Source organism: Ponticaulis profundi (assembly GCF_042659465.1).
Classification (GTDB): Bacteria; Pseudomonadota; Alphaproteobacteria; order Caulobacterales; family Hyphomonadaceae; genus Ponticaulis; species Ponticaulis profundi.
This window is the reverse complement of the sequence record NZ_JBHSSW010000009.1, coordinates 84910-107712: the sequence shown is the minus strand read 5'-3', so window position 1 is coordinate 107712 and position 22803 is coordinate 84910. Positions and strand designations below refer to the sequence as shown.

The window sequence follows — 22803 nt, the reverse complement described above, 5'->3', positions numbered from 1 at the left end:
AGTGCGTCTCTTTGCAATTTTTTTTAAAATCGTGTCAACGACTTTGTCGACCAAATATAGCGCAAATGAACGAAAATATAAGTAAAATGAACACAGCTAATGAATTAGAAAAACGACTATAGGTAGTTGTTAACTCTGTTTTGCGCGCAGAGATATCTAAAACGGTAACCGGCCAGCGATCATTTTCAAAATTTAATACCGCTGCTGGTGCTTCGCGACCAAACGCATCGACCAGTCCGGATTTGCCAAGATTGGCCACCCGTACCAGCGGTTTTCCGGATTCTATGGCCCGAAAGCTCGCCTGAGCGAAATGTTGATCGGGTCCAATCGCGCCGCCAAACCAACTATCGATAGAAATGTTGATAAGAAAATCGGCCTCGGAAGAATTTTTTATAACCAGTTGTGGAAATAGCGCTTCATAGCAAATCAGAGGCAGTATCTTTTCACCGTTCGGAAGTTCGATCGGCTGAGCAGGTGTACCAGGGGTGTATCCGGCCGTTGCCATGCGCTGAAGTGCGCCTGGAAGTATACCACTGATAGAATGTCCAAAAGGTATGAAATCAGCCGCAGCAAGCTCGCCAAACGGCACAAGACGCGATTTGTCGTAAATTGCATAGGCTCCACGCAAGCGACTATTCTTCGTCAATACTGCAAGACTATTATACCAATTGGGGGTTTGACCTGCATATCGGTCGATTCTCGGCGTTCCGGTGATCAGTATTCTTTCACCCAAACGGGCTGAAACGGCGTCCAGGGCATTGGGATCCTGGAGCAAAGTGATGGGAACAGCCGCCTCCGGCCAGACGACAATACGGGGTTCATCCGGAAAATCGTCACCCATGGCATCGAGATAGGTGATCAGAATATCGCGGGCAGCTTCCATCTGGGCGGTCGGGTCCTGAGGGTACTTGTCCGTCTGGGGCACGCCGACATCAACCAGGCGCATGGCAACCACATCATCGCCCATGGGGGTGGTCAGACGTGCTGATCCCCAGCCCCAGCTGAGACTGAAAAAGATGGCTGCAGCAAAAATCGGCAGAACGCGTCCTGTGACAAAATTCTCGCGCCGGAAATCAGCCAGTGCGGCGGGCGCAGTGGCCAGAAAGAGTGTGAGAACGGACAGGCCCCATACGCCGACGACGGACGCAAGCTGGGAAATGGCCGAGCCAGGCGCCCAGATCGTACCGGGCAGATTCCACGGAAAGCCGCCAAACAGATGACCTCTCAGCCATTCTGTCAGAGAAAGAGCGACGACCAGCGCAAAAATCCGGGCCGGCTTCCGGCTCCAGACATGCGCGGCGAGAAAACTTGCCAGTCCGAAAAACAGGCCGAGACCGGCTGGCATAAGGATGAGCGGCATCCAGATGAAATAGATGTGCTTTTCCGGCTCGACGAGGAAGGGAGATGCCAGCCAGTGCATGCTGGCCAGTGTGAAGCCCACACCGAAGAACCAGCCGCGTGCAAAAGCGGCTTTGCGCCATTTCTTCTGAATTCGGGCGCCATCGATCAGCCAGACAAGCAGGGTGATGGCGAGCACATAGACAGGCCAGACCTGGAACGGGGCGAAGGCAAAGAGCGTCAGAACCCCGCAAACAAGGGCGAGCATGGAGGCCCGCAACGGTGAAAGGCGGGCGATCGCATTATGAAGAGCGCCGATTGTGAGGCTGTCTGTCTTTGGCAAGAGGCAAATCCGGGTTCAGATCAGAGTGAGAAAAAACTGATATTACCCTGCATCGCCGAAGACGCATTAACTATCAACAGGACAGCGTAAGCGAATGCGTTTTATTCGCCGCGTGTCAGCCTCCAGAATTTCCATATCGACGCCATTTGGATGACGAACGATCTCACCGCGTTGCGGGATTCGGCCGACAATCGCGAAGACGACACCGCCGAGGGTGTCAATTTCGTCTTCATATTCCGGCAGTGACATGTCGAAGCCGGATTCTTCGGTGAAGTCCGGAATCTCGGCGCGTGCATCGACATCCCAGATGCCCCGCCCGCGCGCGGTGATGTAAGGGACTTCCTCGTCGTGTTCGTCTTCAATCTCACCGACAATCTGCTCGACGAGGTCTTCGAGCGAAACGAGACCATCCGTGCCACCATATTCATCGACGACGAGCGCCAGATGCATACGGGTCGACTGCATTTTCAAAAGCAGGTCCGGCAGGCGCATACTCGGCGGAACATAAAGGAGATCCCGGCGCATGCCTGTCAGCGGGCGCTCGACATTGGTTTCTTCGCCATTGGCCTGAGCGGCCAGCACGGTGACGAGGTCCTTGATATGGACAAGACCGACCGGATCATCGAGCGTCTCGCGATAAATCGGCAGACGCGAGTGCGTTGTTTCTGCGAACAGGCGGGTCAGGCCAGGCAGATCGGTTTCCTCATCAATCGCGATAATCTCAGCGCGAGGGATCATCACGTCCTCGACACGCATGCGTTCGAATTCGTTGATCCGCAGCCGGATTTCAGCTGGAGACGGTGTGGCAGTCAGTTCAGAGTTTTCTGAGTCTGACGTCGGGTTGGCGCCTTTGTTGAATGCAGAAGATATTCTCTGGAATAAACTCTGCCCCGATGAGGCGTCGGACGTATCCACCGCTATGAAACCTTTCCTGTATCGCTGCCGAGAAAGTATGGATTGGAAATCCCAAGCTCGGCAAGAATTCTGACTTCAAGACCTTCCATTTCGTCGGCCTCGTCGTCCACTTGGTGATCATAACCCAAAAGATGAAGATATCCGTGAACCAGAAGGTGAGAAAAATGGTCCTTCGGGTCTTTTTTCATCTTTTCCGCGTCGCGGGTCATCACGCCCATGCTGATGGCGATGTCGCCGAGAAAACCTGGTTCGGCAAATTCATCGGACGGGAAGGACAGGACATCTGTCGGTTTGTCCTTGTCCCGCCATTGCCGGTTCAGCTCATGGATTTCGTCATCTCCGGTCAGAAGCAAGTCAATCTGACCGCCCTGCCCTGTCTCGCCGCTGGCGGTTGTCAGCACGTTCGAAACGAATGCATCGAGATCATTCTGCCAGCTTTCCCACGCCGGGTCAGCGATCCGAATATCCGCGATTAGCTCATCCGCCATCGCCAAGGCCATCCTCTCGGGGTGCGTTTTCATGGCGATCATAAGCATCGATGATCCGCGCAACGAGATCGTGGCGAACAACATCGGACCCGGTCAGACGCATTTGAGCGACGCCCGGAACAGAACGCAGAATGTTCAGGGCATGAGCAAGCCCGGATGGCTGCTTTGTCGGCAAGTCGACCTGGCTCGGGTCACCCGTGACGACCATGCGTGAATTCCGGCCAAGGCGGGTCAGCACCATTTTCATCTGGGGAATGCTGGCGTTCTGGGCCTCATCAATGATGACAAAAGCATTCTTCAGGGTCCGGCCACGCATGAAAGCGAGGGGTGCGACTTCGATTTCGCCGCGCAGGCGGCGTCGTTCCAGCTGATCCTGGCCGAAGAGTTCCCGCATGGAATCCCAGATCGGCAGCATATAGGGATCAACCTTCTCTTCCAGATCACCTGGCAGGAAGCCGAGCTTCTCGCCAGCTTCAACAGCAGGGCGCGCAACGATCAGACGTTCGCGCTTGCCGGTCACCAGCTCGGATGCGCCGATGGCAACGGCCAGAAAGGTTTTACCCGTTCCGGCTGGGCCAACGCCGAAAACCAGGCCATTTCGTTCATCGCGCAATGCGCCCAGATATGCATTTTGACCTGCCGTCTGCGCCTGAATCTGCGTTTTCAGGCCTTTGATCGGACCTGCTGCCGGGTGACTGACGGCCAACGCGCGATTGATTGCGCCATCAAATTCCAGATCGCTTGGTTCTGTGCCTGATTGTAGACGGGACATGTAAGCCGACAGCGCAGCTTCTGCGAGAGATACGCCTTGCGCCGCGCCAAACAGCATGATGTTGCCGCCCTGGCTGTCTGCCCGCAGAGCATAATCTTCAAAGCGTTGTTCAAGCCGCTCGAGATTCTTGTGATGTGGACCACAAATCGTATGCAGCAGGTCAGCGTCATTCACCGCAAAAATGCGGCTTACAGGGGATTGTGGGGATTGAGGTCTCAGACTCAAATAACTGTCTCCGGAACATCGGCAAGCTGTCCGCCGACCGAGTTCAGCGTCGCTTTTTCGATGCGTACATTCACGATCTGACCGGTCAGGTCTTCGTCGCATTCAAAGTGGGTCGCTTGTAGATAGGGTGTGCGTCCCGCCATTTGACCCTCATTACGCGCTTTTCCTGTCACAAGAACCGGAAGCACTTTTCCGACCTGGCTCTGATTGAACGCGGTCTGCTGTTCCCGGATGAGCGCCTGCAGGCGTTGAAGCCGTTCGTCTTTCACCTCTTCGGGAACCTGCGCGAACATATCTGCCGCTGGCGTGCCCGGACGTCGGGAATATTTGAAGGAATAAGCCGCGGCATAATCAATCCGTTCCACAATTTTCATTGTGTCTTCGAAATCCGCATCGCTTTCACCTGGAAAACCGACAATGAAATCGGACGTGATCGCGATATCCGGACGAACAGCGCGGATACGATCGATGATATCGATATAGTGCTCGGCTGTGTGGCCGCGGTTCATGGCTTTCAGAATATTGTCCGAACCGGCCTGCACCGGCAGGTGCAGATATGGCATCAGCTTCGGCGTGTCACCAAAGGCTGCAATCAGATCATCATCCATGTCGCGCGGGTGAGACGTGGTGAACCGGATGCGTTCCAGACCATCAATCTTTGCCAGATGACGGATGAGCTGAGCAAGATTCCAGTCGTCACCGCCTTCGAGCACCGGCGCAGGACCGTGAAAGGCATTCACATTCTGTCCAAGCAGATTGATCTCGCGTACGCCCTGACGAATGAGTGATCGGGCTTCGGCAACGATCGCGTCGACCGGGCGAGAGAACTCTGCGCCGCGTGTATAAGGTACGACGCAGAACGAACAGAACTTGTCGCAACCTTCCTGAACAGACAGAAACGCTGTTGGGCCATCTGCCTGACGATCGGATGGCAGGGCATCGAATTTTTCTTCGACTTCAAATTCGGTTTCCAGACGCTCTTTCGCGGCGCGGTGCACGCGCGCGATCATTTCCGGAAGCTTGTGATAGGCCTGCGGGCCCAGAACGAGATCCACAGCGGGCTGGCGACGCATGATTTCTTCGCCTTCGGCCTGAGCGACACATCCGGTCACGCCGATCAGCATTTTCCCGCCGGATGATTGTTTCATGCGCTTGAGCTGACCCAGCTCGGAGAAGACCTTCTCCGTGGCTTTTTCGCGAATGTGGCACGTGTTCAGAAGGACCAGATCCGCATCATCGGGTGCATCAACGCTCGTATAGCCAAGCGGCGCCAGCACATCTTTCATCCGTTCGGAGTCATAGACGTTCATCTGGCAGCCATATGTTTTGATAAATAGGCGTTTCTGGGTCGTATGGGTCATGAGCGGGCTTATGCCTGAAAATCGGAAATTGAGCTAGAGCCGCTGCGCATTGTCGGGGGCAACTGGCTCATATGGTCTTCGCGTCAGCCAAACCGTGATGGCCGACAGCATGAGACGCCCCATATCCTATAAGGAGGGGGTGTCGCGCAACCGATTTTTACAATTGTGAAGAGTCGACGCTGCAGATGGCGTACGGCCAGGACGTTGTGGAAAGGAAAATCAGATCGCTGATTTACTTCTCATCGTCTGCGAGCGGGACGCCATAAAGCTCGAGGCGGTGATCCACCAGCCGGTAACCAAGCTTGCGGGCAATCTCAACCTGTAGGCGCTCAATCTCTTCGTTCACGAATTCGATGACATCACCGGAGCGAACGTCGATCAGATGGTCGTGGTGATCATCGGAAGCTTCTTCAAAGCGTGAGCGTCCGTCGCGAAAATCATGGCGCTCAATAATGCCGGATTCTTCGAAAAGCTTGACCGTGCGATACACGGTTGCGAGCGAAATATTGCGGTCAATGGCGGCGGCCCGGCGGTGCAGTTCCTCTGCATCCGGGTGATCATCGGCATCCGACAACACGCGTGCAATCACGCGGCGTTGCTCGGTCAGACGCAGACCATGTTCCTGGCAAAGTTTTTCAATCCGGCTCATGATGATAACCCTAGCAATTGACTCAGTTTATGGAACGAACCGGCCGAAAGGTCCAGAACCGTTACACGCATAAATTTATCGACATCAGTCGAGCGTCGACGCGCGCTGCATGTTTCCGTGAATAATAGCCAGGGCGCGTGCCGTCCACACCAAAACCAAGAGACTGGTAAAGCGAAATCGCGGCGTCATTGTCAGCAGCGACCTCCAGCAGCATGCGTTGAAAGCCAGCCTGCCTTGCATGGGCCATGGCCTCCATCATCAGAAACCGCGCCATGCCTTGCCCGCGCGCATCGGGATGAACCGCGATGGTTGCCAGCTCCACATCGTCCACAGCAGGCAGCAGGATCAGAAACGCGGACCAGACATCACCGGTCTGTATGCCCAGACAGATCGATGCGTCCTGATCAATCGTCGCCCGGATGGCATCTGCCGACCAGGCTTCTTCAAGGCTCATCGCATGAATATCAGCGATGGCTTCCGCGTCTTCGCGGTTTAGATTACTGACCTGAAACATTGATCTTTTTGGCTGGAATAGCATCCGGCTCGCGGGCATAGACCGGTTTGGCGTTGGGTAGCGTGCCGTTTGGCAGAGCGATGGCGTAGCGGGCAACGGCCTCGGCCCCGGTCGAAACCTCAATCCAGTCTGAAACCATGGTCAGGTGGCTGCGTGTATGGTCGGCTTTTGCGGCCTCGCAGAGGAAAGCAAAAGCCGGGTTTTCTTCTGCGAATGATTGCAGCTGATCAAGGCCGACTTCTTCCGGCACCGGAAAATCATCCATTGCAAAGCCCTGCACCCAGAAGGTTAGGTCCGGAAGGCGTTGTTTTGCCGGGATGACGGCAATTGCGGGCCGGGTGCCGGATTGTGCGGCTAGCGCTTCAAGGCTGGTGACGCCGACGGCCTGCAAGTCATTGGCGAGCGCCAGACCTCTGGCAAAGGCGACGCCGACGCGTATGCCGGTAAAGCTGCCGGGTCCTGTGCAAACGGCGATGCGGTCCAGATCCGTCACAGACATGCCCGCTTCCTTGAGCACCGCCTGCGTGAGGACCGGCAAAGCCTGATCATGGCCGCGTTTCATGGGCTGACTTGCCGCGCCAATGCAGGCGTCGCCGCGCAGAATGGCAACATCGCAGCTTGCGCCGGCTGTATGAATGGCAAGACAGATCATGTGATCAGAGTATCTGACAAGCTGTCTCGAAATCCAGTCTTGGCGAGCGCTCGAACAGGCCGGTTTCGTCACCAAAGCCAAGATTACAGAGGAAATTTGTCGTCCATAACTCGGTTTCCGGTGTGTCGAGGAAAAATTCCTTATCGACACCCGCGCGATCAAAGCCGGACATGGGCCCGCAATCGAGTCCCATCATGCGCGCGGCCATCATGAAGTAGGCGCCTTGCAGCGTTCCATTCCGAAAGGCTGTTTCCGCGCGCAGCATCGGGTCCTTGAACCAGTCTTTTGCGCCGGGATTGTGGGGAAAGAGCTCCGGGATTTTTTCCGGAAAATTGAGATCATGCGCGATGATCACCGTCCAGGGGGCGGCTTTTGTCTTCTCGCGATTGGTTTCCGAAACCAGTGGCAGAAGACGTTCCTTCGCCTCAGCTGAATGAATGAAGACAAATCGCGCCGGGCTCGTATTCGCGCTGGTCGGGCCGAATTTCGCCAGATCATAGGTCTGCCGGATCAGCGTGTCCGGAATGTCCTCGGCGCGCCAGGCATTGTGGGAGCGGGCTTTGCGGAAAATCTGATCCTGAGCGATCTCAGACAGAGGTGGCGCCATGGCCCGCTATCCTTTTTCTTTTCGGCTTCGCGACGCCTAAAGCGCAGCTTCGACGCCTGTAACTTCCGGAACATAGTGGCGGAGCATGTTCTCAATGCCCTGCTTCAGCGTCATCGTTGAGGATGGGCAGCCCGCACAGGCCCCGCGCATATGCAGGGTGACGAGACCCGTTTCGGGATCGAAACGATCAAAAACAATATCGCCGCCGTCCTGCGCAACGGCCGGACGAACGCGTGTTTCGATCAGCTCTTTGATCTCTTCAACGATTTCGGCAGCATCGCCTTCATAGACGATTTCGTCTCCGAGGGACGACGCTCCGGCAGTCATGCCAGCGTCCAGCACCGGCAGACCTGCTGTGTAATGGTCCATGATCGCTGCGAGCGTCATGGGTTTGACGTGTTTCCAGTCCGCATCGCCGGATTTGGTGATGGAAATGAAGTCCGCGCCAAGAAAAACGCGTGCGACGCCGTTCACCTGAAACAGATTGCGTGCCAGCAGCGAGTCGGTTGCCTCGCTCTCGCCGGCATAATCGCGTGTCCCGGCTTCCAGAACCGTCTGGCCCGGAAGAAATTTCAGGGTTTCCGGATTGGGTGTCGCTTCGGTCTGAATAAACATGTGTGTGGCTCCTTGAGTCGTCACATGGCGCGCAAAGGCCGGAAAATCAATGCCTGACCATCTGGCTCGGATATTCCGATCCTGATGTATCAGGCATCCAAAGGACTAGCCGAGTGGTTTGACCGGCACGTCAATGGTTTTGACCACCGGTTCGCCGTCTACGCTGATCACGAGCGTCAGGGACACAAGGTCGCCATCCGCCAATGTGGAATCAACGCCAAAGAGCATGAGGTGATTGCCCATAGGGCGCAGTTCCAGCACGCCATTTGCCGGGATCTCGAACAGATCGGCTTTGCGCATCGCCATCATGCCATTTTCATGAGTGTGCGTATGCAGTTCGGCGGTTTCAGCGGCTGGTGTCGATGCATCAATGAGGAATGCCATCGTATCAGCAGAGGATGTGAGGGTGAAATACGCTGCGGTTTTGTCGCTGCCGGCAAGCGGCATGCGGATATAGGCATCCTCAATCGCGAAGGCGCTGGCCATGTCGCTGTTGGTGGCGCTTGTTTCTGCAGGCGTCGTTGTTGCGGCGCCTGTTGGCGGCGGGCTTTCCCCGCCACATGCTGCGAGCGCCAGAAGCGCCATTCCCGTCATCAGGCTACGATACATGTGTATGCCCTTTCTTCTCTGGTTTGGTGCCTCTGGCAGGCTAACGACTTATCCGGCTTTCCAAAACCCGATAATGTCGCGGACTTCTTCCATGACCGGTTCTGCGATCGCCGTGGCGCGTTCCGCGCCCTTGGCGAGTACCGCGTCAATGTCACCGGGGGCTGCCAGCCACTCATTGTATTTCTGCGTGACGGGCGCGAGGCTTTCCACGACGACTTCCGACAAAGCCGGTTTGAAGACGCCAAAGCCCTGCCCTGCAAATCGCGCAAGCACAGCCTCGCTGGTTTCACCGGACAGCGCCGCATAAATGCCAACAAGATTCTCGGCTTCGGGGCGCGTTTTCAGCTCGTCCAGCGTTTCCGGCAAAGGTTCCGGATCGGTTTTTGCCTTTTTGATCTTGCGCGCCATGGTGTCGGCATCGTCTGTCAGATTGATCCGCGAAAGATCAGACGGGTCAGACTTCGACATTTTCTTCGAACCGTCTTTCAGGCTCATAATGCGTGCGCCCGGTCCCTGAATCAGGGGTTCTGGCTGCGGGAAGAAGCCGGGACGGTCATATTCGCGGTTAAAGCGCTCAGCGATATCGCGAGAGAGTTCCAGATGCTGCTTCTGGTCTTCACCGACAGGCACGTGCGTTGCCTTATAGGCGAGAATGTCTGCCGCCTGGAGCACAGGATAATCGAACAGGCCAACGCTGGCGCGTTCCTTGTCCTTGCCAGCCTTTTCCTTGAACTGCGTCATGCGTTCCAGCCAGCCCATGCGTGCCACACAGTTGAAATACCATGTCAGTTCTGTGTGGGCGCGGACGGAAGACTGCGCAAACACCACGGATTTGTCAGGATCGATTCCGGCGGCCAGAAAGGCGGCGGCGATCTGGCGGGTCTGATTGATCAGAGCGCCCGGTTCCTGAGGCATGGTGATGGCGTGCAGGTCGACCACACTAAACACACAATCATGGCTTTCCTGCAGGGCAACGAACTTGATCAGAGCGCCAAGATAATTGCCAAGGTGCAGGTTTCCTGTTGGCTGAATGCCAGAAAAGACCCGTTCCGGGCCGCTATAGGATGCAGTTTCTTGTGTCATGGCGATCCTCTACTCGACCGCGCGCCGTCGGACTAGTCCCTTAATTTCGCCGAGACGAATTGCCCCGGTCAAAATGGCGGCGACAGCATAGATGGCCATGCCGAGCAAAATGACGAGCATGGTGACAAAAATCCGGCTGTCGATCGTGATGGCGCGGATCGTATCGACATGCTGCAGCAGAAAGAGCAGGGCACCTGCCATAAGGCCGCTCGCAATCAGGCTTCGCAAAAGGCGCGAGAGCAATTTTGCACCCGGACGATACCAGCCTTTTCGGAGCATCCCGCCAAACAGCAGGATGGCATTCACCCAGGCAGCGACACTGGTGGCGATGGCAAGGCCGGGAAAGCCTGGACGACCGACTGAGGACAGCCAGAAGAAGAGCCCGGCGCCGAGCACCGTATTGATCGCCACAGATGTCAGCGCATAGGCCATCGGCGTCTTGGTGTCTTCATGCGCAAAATAGGCTGGCGCAAACACCTTGATCAGCACAAAGGCCGGCACGCCCCAAGCATAATGGAAAAGGGCCAGCGCTGAATACTCGGCATCGATCAGTTCAAAGGCGCCGCGCGCGAAAAAGCCTTCGATCAGGAAGACCGGGGCTGCCAGCAGGGCGGCTGCGGCAGGGAAGGTGAGGGCGAGCGCAAGACCGATCCCTTCATCCATGGTGGCGCGGCTTCGATCTATGTCTGCCGCGCGGGCGGCGCGTGACAAGGCGGGCAAAATGGCGACACCCACCGCAACGCCGACCAGACCCAGCGGCAATTGATAGAGCCGGTCAGCATAATAGAGCCAGGATTTGGCGCCGACTTCAAAACTGGCGAGGGACTGGCTGACAATGATGTTGATCTGGGTGCCGCTCGCCGCGATCGTGCCGGGAATTGCGAGGGCAAAGACGCGCCTGACGCCCGGCGTTATGCGGGGCCAGCCGATGAGAGACAGATTGACCTTCTGACGTCGCACACCCCAGGCAAGCAGCAGCATTTGCAGCAAGCCGGCAATCAGTGTTGCGACGGATGCCGCCTGCGCCGTAACAACCGGTGAGACGCTGACAAATGCCGATGCGATCAGGCAGATATTGAGAAGGGTCGGAGCGGCCGCTGACAGAAGAAATCGACCCGCTGAGTTCAGAACACCCGATAAGAGCGCTGCAATCGACATGCAGGTCAGATACGGCATGGTGATCCGCGTCAGAAGGATGGCGAGTTCGAAGTTTTCCCGGTCATCGGCCTGGCCGCCATGCACAAGCAGCAGGAGCCAGGGCATGGCAAGCTGCGCCAGAATGGTCAGACCAGCGGTGATCGCAAACAGGACACGCATGGCCTCGCTTGCGACTTTGGCCGCCGCTTCTTCGCCTTCGGCCTCCAGCGTCCGTGCATAGGTCGGAACAAAGGCGGAGGCGAATGCCCCCTCGGCGAAGATCCGGCGAAACAGATTGGGAAACATCAGAGCCGTCGCCCAGGCATCGCCAATGGGACCAGCACCAATGCGCGCCGCCAGCAGAACATCGCGAAGGAAGCCCAGTGCCCGGCTGACAAGGGTCAGACTCGATTGCACGAGCGTGTTTCTGATCAGGCTCACCTAGACTTGTCTCCCCCAAGACCCGAAGGCTTAGAAACTTTCCGCAGACCGCGCCTGCGCAAGCACTCTGGCTGGCGTTCTTGGTGCGAGATCGGAATCCCGGCTCAGAATCTCGAGAAGATCCGTCGCGAGGCTTTCGGTCAGGTCGCCATCCGTCAGTTTCGTGCCGTCGTGTGACTGCACGTAAAAAGTGTCATGAATACGTTCGCCATATGCTCCGGCATGGGCCGAATTCAGACGGATGTCGCGTTTTGCAATCGCATTCGCAATATCGAACAGCAGGCCAGGTCGCTCTTTGCCGGTGATCTCCAGAATGGTGTAATCTGCAGAGCCCTGATTGTCGAAAATGATGTCCGGATCGACCACAAACACCGCTTCGCGACCGGCGCGGAACGGTTTTGCGAGTTTGGTCGGCACATGTCCCTTTTCGATGGCGTCTGCGACTTTGGCAGACAGGCGGTCGAGCCGTGATTTTTCACCAAAGGCAAATGCGCGGCCTTCATCATCCTGAAGCACGAAGAGGTCGATAACCCCGCCCGCTTTACCGGTGAAGATCTGCGCGGTTGCGATTGTGGCGCCTTCATCCGTGATGGCGCCAACGATATCGGCAAACAGCTTTTCGCGGTCCTTCGCGGCAATGAAGAGCTCAACGGCACCGGAATCAGGACTGACACGGCAGGTCACGACCATTTCGCCCTGTGCGTCGCGAAGTTCATCGACATGCCAGTCCAGCTGAACGTCTGGCTGAGAGGTCCAGTAAGCTGAATCCATTTGTTGCAGGCGTGGCGGCAGATCGCCCTTGCGTGCGACCAGCGCGTTGCGTGTTTCCGCAGCCCGTTGGTCAAGATCGACGGCGACTTCCTGCTCTTTGACGTGATCGCTTTCCAGCGCAGCGGCTGTCGCCGTGTAAAGCTCTCGCAGCAGCTGGCCCTTCCAGCCATTCCAGACATCTGGCCCGACAGCGCGGATATCGGCAACGGTCAGAATGAGCAACAATTGCAGGCGTTCGAGTGTGCCAACACGTTCAGCAAACTGGGAAATCGTACGCGGATCGGAAATATCGCGCTTTTGTGCGCAGTCAGACATCTCCAGATGGTTGCCGACGAGCCAGGCAATCAGATCTGCTTCGGCTTCATCCAGGCCGAGGCGTCTGGATGCGCGTTTGGCGGTGATTGCGCCTTCGACCTGCTGATCGCCAAGACCCTTGCCGGTGTCGTGAAGCAGCATGGCGAGGTATAGCGCGCGTTTGTGTTTGATTTGCGGGAACAGCTCGCAGCCAAGCGGGAAAATATCGCATTTGTCGCCGCGTTCCATTTCGGCAATCGCTTCGACAGCCTGCAGGGTGTGCTCATCCACGGTGAAGTGATGATACATGTTGAACTGGGTCTGTGAGACGATTTCACCGAATTCCGGCACCATCTGTCCCAGAAGATCGGCTTCATTCATCATGCGCAGAACCGGTCCTGGATCTTTTGTATCCAGCAGCAGATGCAGGAACATCTCGCGGGCTTCCGGGGATTCGCGATGCTTGGACGAGAAATAGCTGCGCGACCGGGTGACCGCAGACAGTGCGTAGGGGTGAATGTCGATCTGGTGCTTTTCGGCCAGAACGAACAGGCGCAGCATTTCGACCGGGTTCAGAAAGAAGAAAGCCTGATCCTCGATTGAAAGACGCCCGGAGACGACCTTGAAGCCCGGCTGATCAATTCTAAGCTCGTTTTTCAGGCCGAAAAAGTCGAGCAGTCCGCCAGCCTTGGACTTTTGCTGATCGGCTTCAAGCTTGGCACAGAGGATGCGGGTCAGGGCACCGACGGCTTTTGTTTCCAGGAAGTATTGCTTCATGAAGCGTTCAACGCCCAGACGTGAGCCTTCGTCTTCAAAGCCCATGCGCTTGGCGATTTCCGGCTGAAGATCGAAGCTGAGCCGTTCTTCCGGGCGTCCAGTCAGATAGTGGATGTGGCAACGCACAGCCCAGAGGAACATGCCAGCCTTGCGGAAAATGCGGGCTTCTTCTTCGGTGAAGACCTCCCGGTGAGACAGAATATCTTCCAGCGTATCGCCGCCATAGGTGTGACGGACCAGCCAGAACAGGGTCTGGAGATCACGCAGACCGCCTTTGCCTTCCTTGACATTCGGCTCCACGACATAGCGGGTGTCGCCCTGTTTTTTATGGCGTTTATCACGCTCGTTCAGCTTGGCTGCGATGAATTGAGAGGCGCGCCCCTGCACCAGATCTGAATGATACCGATCGAACAGGTTTTTCGCGATGCTTTCATCACCGGCCAGATAGCGCGCGTCCAGCAGGGCTGTCTCGGTGTTCAGGTCTTCTTTGGCGAGGCGAATGCATTCGTCCACAGTACGGAAGGCATGGCCGACTTTCAGGCCCATATCCCAGAGCATATAGAGCATGTACTCAATGACGCTCTCCGCCCATGGCGTTTCCTTGTAATTGCGCAGGAAAAGCAGGTCGATATCGGAAGAAGGCGCCAGCACATTGCGGCCATAGCCGCCCACCGCGAGCACGGCGAGACGCTCACCGGATGTGAGATTGCGCTCGCCAAAAACGTAATTCGTCGTGAAATCGAACAGGGTGGAAATGACTTCATTCTGAACCGCAGCGAGCAGGCGCGCGGTATCCAGACCGTCAGCGCCTTCATTCAGGCGCTCCTGTGCAATCATGCGACCTCGGAACAGGGCGCCATGCATCAGATCCATGGCGCGGCTGCGCATCGCCTTCTGGTCCTGCATGTGATCCATCGCGGCAGCCTGCAGCTGAACCCGGAGCTTTCGCGTATCCATGACGGATTCGATGTTCCAGGGTTTCAGCTTCGCACGCTTTGCGGGCTTGGACGTGGGATCTTCGGAGGTCGCAGGAGCTAGATCAGTCATGGCGCATTGATACCGACTTTGTGGTTGAGCGTCACCTCTTCTCTCAAACCAGCCCTTTCAGTTGGTAAATAAGGTCGAGCGCTTCTTTAGGACTTAACTCGTCCGGTTCGATTTCGCTGAGCAGATCCACCGCCGGAGCGCTGGTTGGCTTGTCCGCCTTTTCAGGGGCCGGGCCGGCACCCGCTTCGTCTTCTGAAAAGCTGAAAAGTGGCATGTCGTCGGTGACCGTATGGTCGCTCTTGTCCGCTTCCAGTTCGTCCAGAACCCGTTTTGCGCGCAGGACCGCCGCTTTTGGCAGTCCGGCCAGTCTTGCGACCTGCACACCATAGGATTTATCGGCCGGACCTTCCTGAATTTCATGCAGGAAAATCAGGTCACCTCGCCATTCGCGGGCCTTGAGTGAAAGATTGCCGGCAAAGGGCAAGCGTGCGGCGAGCTGGGTGAGCTCATGATAGTGCGTCGCGAACAGGCCGCGACAGCGGATCACGTCATGCAGATATTCGACGCAGGACCAGGCAATCGCCAGGCCATCATAGGTAGACGTGCCACGACCAACTTCATCGAGAATGACCAGGGCGCGATCACTCGCCTGATTGAGAATGCTCGCGGTTTCCAGCATCTCCACCATGAATGTGGATTTGCCACGCGCCAGATCGTCTGATGCGCCAACGCGGGAAAAGACGCGATCAACAATGCCCAGACTCATCCGGCGGGCCGGTACGAACCAGCCTGACTGAGCAAGAATGACCAGAAGGGCTGTCTGGCGCAGAAAGGTCGATTTACCCGCCATGTTGGGGCCGGTAATGACCTGCAGGCGCGGGTCTTTTCCGCTTTCATCGCCCAGGCTGACATGATTGCTGACAAAACCATGTCCTTCCTTTCGAAGGGCAGCTTCGACCACCGGGTGGCGTCCGGCTTCAACCTCGAGGCGCTTGTCGGCGAAAAGTTCCGGTCGGCAGGCCTCATTGTTGATGGCCCAGTGGGCGCCTGCGCAGGCAACATCAAGGGCAGATATGGCGTGGGTCAGGTCGCGCAGACCTTCGGAATGCTCGAGCACCGCATGGATCAGAGCTTCGAACAGACGAAGTTCCAGCAGTTTGGATTCGCTCGTTGCGCCTTCAATCTCGCGCGCAATCTCGACAAGTTCGTCAGATGTATATCGCGTGGCGTTGGCAAGGCCCTGACGGCGGTGGAAGAGGCTGGCCTGTTCACCTTTCTCCAGGTCGTCAACAAAGCGCGCCGGGATCTCGACATAATAACCGAGCATATTGTTGAATTTGATCTTCAGCTGCGAAATGCCGGTGTCAGCCTGATATCGCTGCTCCATGGCTGCGATGATTTTCTTGCTGTCATCACGGAGTGTGCGCAGGCGGTCGAGCTCCTCGCTGGCACCGCTGCGGATCATCCCGCCGTCATTGGCCAGAAGGGGCGGCTCATCGACCAGCATGCTGCTCAGATGACCCTGCAATGGACCAAGCCCGTTTGAAATTGCCTGATCAATGGCGGCGTGAATATCTGAGACCAGGGCAGCGCCTTGCAGGCCGGGATCGTCCAGTTCCGGCAGAATGGTCTGGCTCACCCCAATGCCGCGGGCAATGGCCTGCAGATCGCGCGGACTGGCACGGTTCAGGCGAAGTCGTGCGCGGGCGCGATCAAGATCCGGCATGGCCGATAAGGCAGACCGGATATCATCGCGCTGATGGTCGAACTCCATCAGTGTCTGAATGGCGTCGAGGCGCATATTAATCCGCGCCACGTCTGTCAGGGGACGGGAAAGCTGCTCATTCAGCAGACGCGCGCCACTGGCCGTGCGGGTGCAGTCGATGGCATCGAGCAGTGATCCTTTGCGGCTTCCTGCCTGGGTGCGCTCGATTTCCAGCGCGTGGCGCGTGGTTTCGTCGACAATCAGATTGCCGGAAAGCGATTCACGACGCGGGAAATCCAGCTCCGGCGGAATTCCGGCCTGTGTCAGCTCGATATAGCTGAGCAAAAGCCCCATCACGCCAAATTCGAGCGACGTGAATTGTCCCAGCCCCTCAACGGATGACAGGTGAAAGGCGCCCTTCAGCGAGTCACGACCGCCCTGTGGGCTAGCCTGGCGTGTCACATGCGGCGTTAGCGGCGCGGACATGGGCTTGAGCTGCGCAAGGATGTCGCTCTCCCCATCTGCGCCCTGCAGATAGACAATCTCTTTCGGCTGAAAGCTTGCGATCAGCGATGACAGGCGCGCAAGGCGATCACTCACAACACTGAAGCGGCCGGTCGAAATATCGGCAAAGGCGAGGGCGATCTCACCGGATGCGGGGTCATGAAGGACCGCCGCCAGCAGGTTTTCAGCGCGCGCGTCGAGCAGGGTATCCTCGGTCAGCGTGCCCGGTGTCACGATCCGGACGACCTCGCGATTGACGATCGCCTTATAGCCTCGCTTCTTCGCTTCTGCCGGTGTTTCGGTCTGTTCGCAGACGGCAACACGGTGTCCAGCCCGGATCAGGCGCGCCAGATAGGGTTCGGCAGAATGGTGCGGCACGCCCGCCATCGGGATCTTTTCACCCTGATGTTGACCGCGATGCGTGAGGGTTATGTCCAGCACATCTGCCGCGTGTATCGCATCTTCGAAAAAAAGCTCGTAGAAGTCGCCCATGCGAAAGAAAAGGAGCGCATCAGGATGTTGCGCCTTGATCTGGAGATATTGCGCCATAAAAGGCGTAGCTGATTTGGCTGATGTGTCAGTCATGTTTTAGTTGACAGGAATAAGATACCGGACAAGGCGTAAGTCGCTTAAAATTTGGTGTTTTGAGTTGTTACACGAACGCTGCCGCTCTACGCTAGTGTGAGTATGCCTGCCGCGTTATAGGGGAACGCTATCCAATGAGTACAGATCGTCCAGCTTTCACCGATGAAGAAGCTTTAGCTTTCCACAAATATCCGACACCGGGAAAGCTCTCCGTCATCGCAACAAAGCCAATGGCCACACAACGCGACCTCTCGCTGGCTTATTCTCCGGGTGTTGCGGTCCCTGTACTCGCCATCGCCGAAGATGAAGACCTTGCTTATGACTACACGTCAAAAGGCAATATGGTCGCTGTGATCTCGAACGGTACGGCGATCCTCGGCCTTGGTGACCTTGGCCCGATGGCGTCCAAGCCGGTCATGGAAGGTAAGTCGGTTCTCTTCAAACGCTTTGCAGACGTCGATTCCATCGACGTTGAGGTGACGACGAAGGAAATCGAAGAGTTCATCACCACGGTGCGCAATATCGGCCCGAGCTTCGGTGGCATCAATCTGGAGGACATCAAGTCTCCGGAATGTTTCATCATTGAAAGCCGCCTGCGCGAAGAACTCGATATTCCGGTTTTCCACGATGACCAGCACGGTACGGCGATCATCGCCGCAGCTGGCCTGCTGAACGCCTGTAAAATCACTGGCCGCAAGATGGAAGACGTGAAGGTCGCCATTTCCGGTGCTGGTGCTGCCGGTCTGTCCTGCGCCGGCCTGATCAATCATCTGGGCGTGAGAAAAGAGAACATTCTGATGTGTGACCGTCAGGGTGTAATCTATGAAGGCCGCGAAGACGGTATGGATCAGTTCAAGTCGGCTTTTGCGGTACCAACAGACAAGCGCACGCTGGCCGATGCGATTGAAGGCGCGGACTGCCTGCTTGGTCTGTCGGTCAAAGGCGCCGTCTCGAAAGAGATGATCAAGTCGATGAATGCGAACCCGATTGTGTTCGTCATGGCGAACCCGGATCCGGAAATCCGTCCGGAAGAAATTCGCGAAGTTCGCGGCGATGCGATCATTGCGACCGGTCGTTCCGACTATCCGAACCAGGTCAACAACGTCCTTGGTTTCCCTTATATTTTCCGCGGTGCACTCGACGTTCGCGCCCGGACAATCAACGAGGAAATGAAAGTTGCTGCGGCGCGTGCGCTCGCAAAACTGGCTCAGGAAGACGTTCCGGATGAGGTTGCGGCTGCCTATCACGGCGCGCGCCCGACCTTTGGTCCGGATTACATCATCCCGGTTCCGTTCGACCCGCGTCTCATCTCTTATGTGCCGCCATTCGTTGCGCAGGCTGCGATGGATACCGGCGTTGCGCGCAAGCCGATTGAAGACATGGAAGGCTATAAGGAAGAGCTGGCACGCCGTCTCGACCCGTCGGCCAGCTTCCTGCAGCGCATTCAGGGCGCGGTTCGCAGCGAAGATCCAAAGCGGATCGTCTTTGCAGAGGGCGAAGAGGCTTCTGTCATTCGCGCTGCCTTCGCATTCCAGTCTCAGGAACTCGGCAAGGCCATCCTCATCGGTCGCGAAGAGCGCGTGAAGCGCACCATGCGTCAGGTGGGTGTGCCGGAAGATTCCCTCGAGATCGTCAATGCGGCTCTGTCAGACCGCAATCCAGACTATTTCGACTATCTCTATGAGCGCCTGAAGCGCAAAGGCTACCTCCAGCGCGACGTTCAGCGTCTGGTGAACAATGACCGGAACGTCTTCGGCTCGTGCATGGTCGCTCTCGGTGATGCAGATGGCATGGTGACCGGTGTGACACGCTCTTACGAATCTGCCCTTTCAGATGTGCGTCTCGTGATTGATGCTGCTGAAGGTGAGCCGGTCATGGGTATGTCGGTTGTCATTTCCAAAGGCCAGACGCTCTTTATTGCCGACACGAACGTGACCGAGTTGCCGGATGCCGGTCAGCTTGCTGATATCGCCGTTGAGGCGGCACAGGCTGCACGCCGTCTTGGTGCAACGCCGCGCGTTGCCTTCCTGTCTTACTCGACATTTGGCAGCCCGCTGGGCGAGCGCGCTGAAAAAGTGCGTGATGCTGTGGCGATGCTGGATGCCCGCGATGATATCGACTTCGAATTTGAAGGTGAAATGCAGGCGGGCGTGGCGCTCAATCCGATGGCGCGTCGCTCTTATCCGTTCATGCGCCTGACAGGCCCGGCAAACGTGCTGGTCATGCCAGCCATTCACGCAGCATCTATCTCAACATCTCTGATGGGTAGCATTGGTGGAGCGACCGTGCTGGGTCCGATGCTGATGGGTCTGAAAGAATCCATCCAGATCTGTTCGCTCGGCGCGACGGTGTCTGACATTGTGAACCTTGCGACCATCGCGGCTTATGATGTGAACCAGCCGGATGCGCACGAAGCCATGAAGGCCAGCTAGGTCAGGTCATCGCAACAAACGAATTGAAAAAGCCCGCCATTGGCGGGCTTTTTTGTGCTTATCAGGTTGAAGAGGGGCGGGCCGGAGGTTGGCTCGCTGGTTCGCTATCGATCAGCGGGTCGGGGGCTTCCTGATCGAATTTCGTTTCGCCTTTTGCAGCCTTCGTTCCGTACCAGATGATGAAGGCAATCAGGAGCGCAGCGGGAATGGCGTAAGAAGCGGAAAGCAGGAACAGGCCGGAATAGCCAATCATGTTCGCAATGCTCCCTGAAAAACCGGCAATGAATTTACAGAAAAATGCGTAGAGCGAACTCAGACACGCATATTGCGTCGCGGCGTTCTTCGGATCCGTCAGATTAGACAGATATGCAATAAAAGCCGTGCCGACAAAGCCGCCGGCAATGTTATCGGCCCCGATTGCAAGAATGAGGTATATGTTCGGCGGTGGTTCGACACCGACAAGCTCACCCCCATTCGCATCTCGAATGGCATCTGCCATATCCGGCGTGCCCAGAAGTGCCAGACCTGCATAGGCTGCTGTGGTGAAGAGGGTTAGCGGTGCGCCGATGAGAAGGGTTCGGATTGTCCCCACCCAGGCGACACACAGGCCGCCTAGAAAGGCGCCTGCGATCAATAGCCAGGGGCCAACGCCGCTCTGAAATCCGCCAACGACCACCTTGGAATATCCGAGGTCAGCATAGAGCGGGCTCGCCATGACCCCCATTGTGAAGTCCGGAAGCCGATAGAGCGCGACCAGCGCAGCAACGGGCAGAATCCAGAGCCCGAGACGCTTGATGAGCTGGCTGAAGGGTTCAATAATCCCGTCTGCGACGGCCTTGTGAAAGGCCTTTGGCTCGCGCTGGATACGCGCGGCATGATGGGGTTCGGAGATAAAGAAGATCACAACAATAGCGGTCAGCGCCATGGCGGCTGCCATGATCCCGAATGACACCGACCATGGATAATATTCGGCGATTGCCAGCCCCACGCCGGAGAACATGATCGCGAACCGGTATCCGAGCTGATAAATCGCGGCCAGATGGCCCTGTTCGGATGTTTCACCAATCTCAATCCGCCAGGCATCAATCGAGATATCGAGCGTCGCGCCTGAATAAGCCAGAATAAAAGCACCAAGGAGTGTCACCCACAGGGCGCTGGTCGGGTCTGACTGACCAATTGTCATCAGACCGATGACTGTGCCCGTAATGGCGACCATCATCCAGGAGCGCCGCTGCCCCATGGCTTTTCCAAGGAAAGGCAGCGTGACGCGGTCGACGACCGGCGACCACAGCCATTTCAGCGTGTACGCGATCGTAATCCAGTACATGAATGTGATGGTGGATTTATCAATGCCAACCTCACGAAGCCAGAAGGACAGCTTCTGAAACACCATCATCAGCGGCAAGCCGGACGCGAACCCAAGCGCCAGCATGGCCAGCATTTTGGGTTTCATATAGGTGCGGATATTGTCGATAAAGGCGCTTTTGGTGGTCGTTCCCGTCATGCCTCAGCTTTCTGCCTGTCTATCCATCGTTCGACGATGCTGCGAAGGGTGTGCGGGTCCAGGGGTTTGGCCGCGACGGCGTTTGCGCCGGCTGCTTTCGCTTCTCGTTCGACATCTGGATTGATTTCGGCAGAAATCGCAATGATGGGAAGACTGTTTTTTTCAGTTGTCAGGGCACGGACGCGGCGCATGGCCTCAAAACCATCCATGACGGGCATGCGCAAATCCATCAGCACAATATCAAAATCTGACAGTTCAATGGCTTCGACCGCTTCGGCGCCCGTAGCCGCCGAAAGACAGGTATAACCGGCTTTTTCAAGGGTTCGGGTTGCCAGCAGCGCATTGACGGCATTGTCATCGGCGATGAGGACGCGGCCATGTCGCGGCGGTTCAATCGCCTCGTCAGCATGTGACATGTCCTGCGTGACGATCTGATTTTTCTGCGCATGCAATTGCTCAAACAGAGAGCTGCGCCGGATGGGACGCATCAGATAGGCCGAAGTGCCAAGCGCTCTGAGCTGTTCAATATGTGCCCGGTCTTCCGGCCGGATCAGGGTGATCACAGGCGCGGCCTCTGAAAGCTTGCGAATTTCGCTCGGCGCGCAGCTCGCATCCACGATCAGCAGGTCCATGCAGGCTGGGTCCGCATCTATGAAGGCGTTATGGCCACCCTGCAAAAGCATGGAGGCGAGCGAAATCTGAAGCGGTGCCGACAGGCCCTGCAGGCCGATTTTCAATCCGGGTGAAACCGATTTGTCCTTGGCTGTCGCGGGCGTTCGCTCCAGCTGCGTTGGAATGCGGATCTCAAAACAGGCGCCATATCCCGGTTCGCTGATGACGCGGATATCACCACTCATGGCGCTCAGCAGTCGGCGAACAATGGTCAGGCCCAGTCCAACGCCGCCATCCTTGCCGCGATGGCTGGTGTCTGTCTGCGAGAAGGCCTTGAACAGTTTCTCCTGATCTGCCGTGCTGAGGCCGGGGCCGGAGTCATAGACCCGGATCAACAGGCCGTCTTCATGCGTCGCCAGATCCAGAAGAACGCCGCCCGTCTCTGTGAACTTGATGGCATTGCCAACCAGGTTGAACAGGATCTGGCGCATGCGGCCATCATCCAGCATGCAAACCTCAGGCAAATCGTCAGCCGCGCGAATACAGAGATCGAGGCCGCGTTCATGAGCGCGGGGGCTGAGCAGTTCTATAACGTCCTGAGACAGTTTGACGAGATTAACCGCGCTGGGTTCCAGTTCGATGCCAGCCGCGTCCATGCGGGCATAGTCGAGCACGTTGTTCAGCAGGTCGAGCAGGCGCGCGCCGCTCTGGCGGATCGCCGTCACATAATCGCTTTGCGCAGCCGTGAGCTCGGTTTCGGCCAGCAGAGACGCCATGCCCAGAATGCCATTCAGCGGCGTTCGGATTTCATGGCTGACAGAGGCGAGAAACCTCTGTTCAATGCCTTTATTCGTTTCTGAAGACTGCGATGCATCTGACATGG

18 protein-coding genes are annotated in these 22803 nt (G+C 56.9%); 1 reads left to right on the top strand and 17 read right to left on the bottom strand.

Annotated features, from left to right (window positions below; translation table 11 throughout):
* Nucleotides 1-34: 34 nt before the first annotated feature.
* The 15 genes from lnt to mutS all read right to left on the bottom strand — a co-directional run bounded on the left by lnt (nucleotide 35) and on the right by mutS (nucleotide 17372).
* Nucleotides 35-1681, bottom strand: coding sequence for an apolipoprotein N-acyltransferase (gene lnt / locus ACFQDM_RS08000; RefSeq protein ID WP_377377767.1), 1647 nt, complete (start codon nucleotides 1679-1681; stop codon nucleotides 35-37).
* A gap of 66 nt (nucleotides 1682-1747) precedes the next feature.
* Complete coding sequence (locus ACFQDM_RS07995) at nucleotides 1748-2437, bottom strand: hemolysin family protein (protein ID WP_377377764.1); 690 nt, start codon at nucleotides 2435-2437, stop codon at nucleotides 1748-1750.
* A 161-nt stretch (nucleotides 2438-2598) separates the two neighbouring features.
* Nucleotides 2599-3084, bottom strand: a complete 486-nt coding sequence (ybeY, locus tag ACFQDM_RS07990) for an rRNA maturation RNase YbeY (RefSeq protein WP_377377761.1) — start codon at nucleotides 3082-3084, stop codon at nucleotides 2599-2601.
* Nucleotides 3074-4075, bottom strand: coding sequence for a PhoH family protein (locus ACFQDM_RS07985; RefSeq protein WP_377378376.1), 1002 nt, complete (start codon nucleotides 4073-4075; stop codon nucleotides 3074-3076). The genes ybeY and ACFQDM_RS07985 overlap by 11 nt, the downstream gene beginning before the upstream one ends.
* A 2-nt stretch (nucleotides 4076-4077) precedes the next feature.
* Complete coding sequence (miaB, locus tag ACFQDM_RS07980) at nucleotides 4078-5442, bottom strand: tRNA (N6-isopentenyl adenosine(37)-C2)-methylthiotransferase MiaB (protein ID WP_377377758.1); 1365 nt, start codon at nucleotides 5440-5442, stop codon at nucleotides 4078-4080.
* 232 nt (nucleotides 5443-5674) lie between these two features.
* Nucleotides 5675-6091 (bottom strand): Fur family transcriptional regulator, encoded by a 417-nt coding sequence (locus tag ACFQDM_RS07975; RefSeq protein ID WP_377377755.1) that lies wholly within the window; start codon nucleotides 6089-6091, stop codon nucleotides 5675-5677.
* Nucleotides 6092-6152: 61 nt separating this feature from the next.
* On the bottom strand, nucleotides 6153-6605 hold the full coding sequence (locus ACFQDM_RS07970) for a GNAT family N-acetyltransferase (protein ID WP_377377753.1): 453 nt from the start codon (nucleotides 6603-6605) through the stop codon (nucleotides 6153-6155).
* Nucleotides 6589-7257, bottom strand: a complete 669-nt coding sequence (gene tsaB, locus ACFQDM_RS07965) for a tRNA (adenosine(37)-N6)-threonylcarbamoyltransferase complex dimerization subunit type 1 TsaB (protein WP_377377750.1) — start codon at nucleotides 7255-7257, stop codon at nucleotides 6589-6591. Before tsaB ends, ACFQDM_RS07970 begins: the two co-directional genes overlap by 17 nt.
* 4 nt (nucleotides 7258-7261) lie before the next feature.
* Nucleotides 7262-7864 (bottom strand): malonic semialdehyde reductase, encoded by a 603-nt coding sequence (locus ACFQDM_RS07960; RefSeq protein WP_377377747.1) that lies wholly within the window; start codon nucleotides 7862-7864, stop codon nucleotides 7262-7264.
* A gap of 36 nt (nucleotides 7865-7900) precedes the next feature.
* On the bottom strand, nucleotides 7901-8479 hold the full coding sequence (locus ACFQDM_RS07955) for a NifU family protein (protein WP_377377744.1): 579 nt from the start codon (nucleotides 8477-8479) through the stop codon (nucleotides 7901-7903).
* Nucleotides 8480-8584: 105 nt separating this feature from the next.
* Nucleotides 8585-9088, bottom strand: coding sequence for a copper chaperone PCu(A)C (locus ACFQDM_RS07950; RefSeq protein ID WP_377377741.1), 504 nt, complete (start codon nucleotides 9086-9088; stop codon nucleotides 8585-8587).
* Between the two features lie 48 nt (nucleotides 9089-9136).
* Nucleotides 9137-10171 (bottom strand): tryptophan--tRNA ligase, encoded by a 1035-nt coding sequence (trpS, locus tag ACFQDM_RS07945; RefSeq protein WP_377377738.1) that lies wholly within the window; start codon nucleotides 10169-10171, stop codon nucleotides 9137-9139.
* A gap of 9 nt (nucleotides 10172-10180) precedes the next feature.
* On the bottom strand, nucleotides 10181-11749 hold the full coding sequence (murJ, locus tag ACFQDM_RS07940) for a murein biosynthesis integral membrane protein MurJ (RefSeq protein ID WP_377377736.1): 1569 nt from the start codon (nucleotides 11747-11749) through the stop codon (nucleotides 10181-10183).
* Between the two features lie 30 nt (nucleotides 11750-11779).
* The gene (locus ACFQDM_RS07935) at nucleotides 11780-14638 is read right to left on the bottom strand and encodes a [protein-PII] uridylyltransferase (protein ID WP_377377733.1); all 2859 of its coding nucleotides are present in this window, start codon (nucleotides 14636-14638) and stop codon (nucleotides 11780-11782) included.
* Between the two features lie 43 nt (nucleotides 14639-14681).
* On the bottom strand, nucleotides 14682-17372 hold the full coding sequence (gene mutS / locus ACFQDM_RS07930; protein ID WP_377377730.1) for a DNA mismatch repair protein MutS: 2691 nt from the start codon (nucleotides 17370-17372) through the stop codon (nucleotides 14682-14684).
* 134 nt (nucleotides 17373-17506) lie between these two features.
* Between mutS and ACFQDM_RS07925 the strand changes: the two genes are divergently transcribed.
* Nucleotides 17507-19804 (top strand): NADP-dependent malic enzyme, encoded by a 2298-nt coding sequence (locus ACFQDM_RS07925; RefSeq protein ID WP_377377728.1) that lies wholly within the window; start codon nucleotides 17507-17509, stop codon nucleotides 19802-19804.
* Nucleotides 19805-19865: 61 nt separating this feature from the next.
* On the opposite strand, the gene ACFQDM_RS07920 is transcribed toward ACFQDM_RS07925, so the two are convergent.
* Nucleotides 19866-21308, bottom strand: coding sequence for an AmpG family muropeptide MFS transporter (locus tag ACFQDM_RS07920; RefSeq protein WP_377377727.1), 1443 nt, complete (start codon nucleotides 21306-21308; stop codon nucleotides 19866-19868).
* Nucleotides 21305-22801: a response regulator gene (locus ACFQDM_RS07915; RefSeq protein WP_377377724.1), complete on the bottom strand. Its 1497-nt coding sequence runs from the start codon at nucleotides 22799-22801 to the stop codon at nucleotides 21305-21307. The genes ACFQDM_RS07920 and ACFQDM_RS07915 overlap by 4 nt, the downstream gene beginning before the upstream one ends.
* Between the last annotated feature and the right edge of the window lie 2 nt (nucleotides 22802-22803).

Excerpts from the sequence above, each read along its gene's own strand:
- ACFQDM_RS07995 (WP_377377764.1), bottom strand. The coding sequence starts at position 2,437 with ATGCGTGTCGAGGACGTGATGATCCCTCGCGCTGAGATTATCGCGATT.
- ybeY (WP_377377761.1), bottom strand. The coding sequence starts at position 3,084 with ATGGCGGATGAGCTAATCGCGGATATTCGGATCGCTGACCCGGCGTGG.
- miaB (WP_377377758.1), bottom strand. The coding sequence starts at position 5,442 with ATGACCCATACGACCCAGAAACGCCTATTTATCAAAACATATGGCTGC.
- ACFQDM_RS07975 (WP_377377755.1), bottom strand. The coding sequence starts at position 6,091 with ATGAGCCGGATTGAAAAACTTTGCCAGGAACATGGTCTGCGTCTGACC.
- ACFQDM_RS07970 (WP_377377753.1), bottom strand. The coding sequence starts at position 6,605 with ATGTTTCAGGTCAGTAATCTAAACCGCGAAGACGCGGAAGCCATCGCT.
- tsaB (WP_377377750.1), bottom strand. The coding sequence starts at position 7,257 with ATGATCTGTCTTGCCATTCATACAGCCGGCGCAAGCTGCGATGTTGCC.
- ACFQDM_RS07960 (WP_377377747.1), bottom strand. The coding sequence starts at position 7,864 with ATGGCGCCACCTCTGTCTGAGATCGCTCAGGATCAGATTTTCCGCAAA.
- ACFQDM_RS07955 (WP_377377744.1), bottom strand. The coding sequence starts at position 8,479 with ATGTTTATTCAGACCGAAGCGACACCCAATCCGGAAACCCTGAAATTT.
- ACFQDM_RS07950 (WP_377377741.1), bottom strand. The coding sequence starts at position 9,088 with ATGTATCGTAGCCTGATGACGGGAATGGCGCTTCTGGCGCTCGCAGCA.
- trpS (WP_377377738.1), bottom strand. The coding sequence starts at position 10,171 with ATGACACAAGAAACTGCATCCTATAGCGGCCCGGAACGGGTCTTTTCT.
- ACFQDM_RS07935 (WP_377377733.1), bottom strand. The coding sequence starts at position 14,638 with ATGACTGATCTAGCTCCTGCGACCTCCGAAGATCCCACGTCCAAGCCC.
- mutS (WP_377377730.1), bottom strand. The coding sequence starts at position 17,372 with ATGACTGACACATCAGCCAAATCAGCTACGCCTTTTATGGCGCAATAT.
- ACFQDM_RS07925 (WP_377377728.1), top strand. The coding sequence starts at position 17,507 with ATGAGTACAGATCGTCCAGCTTTCACCGATGAAGAAGCTTTAGCTTTC.
- ACFQDM_RS07920 (WP_377377727.1), bottom strand. The coding sequence starts at position 21,308 with ATGACGGGAACGACCACCAAAAGCGCCTTTATCGACAATATCCGCACC.
- ACFQDM_RS07915 (WP_377377724.1), bottom strand. The coding sequence starts at position 22,801 with ATGTCAGATGCATCGCAGTCTTCAGAAACGAATAAAGGCATTGAACAG.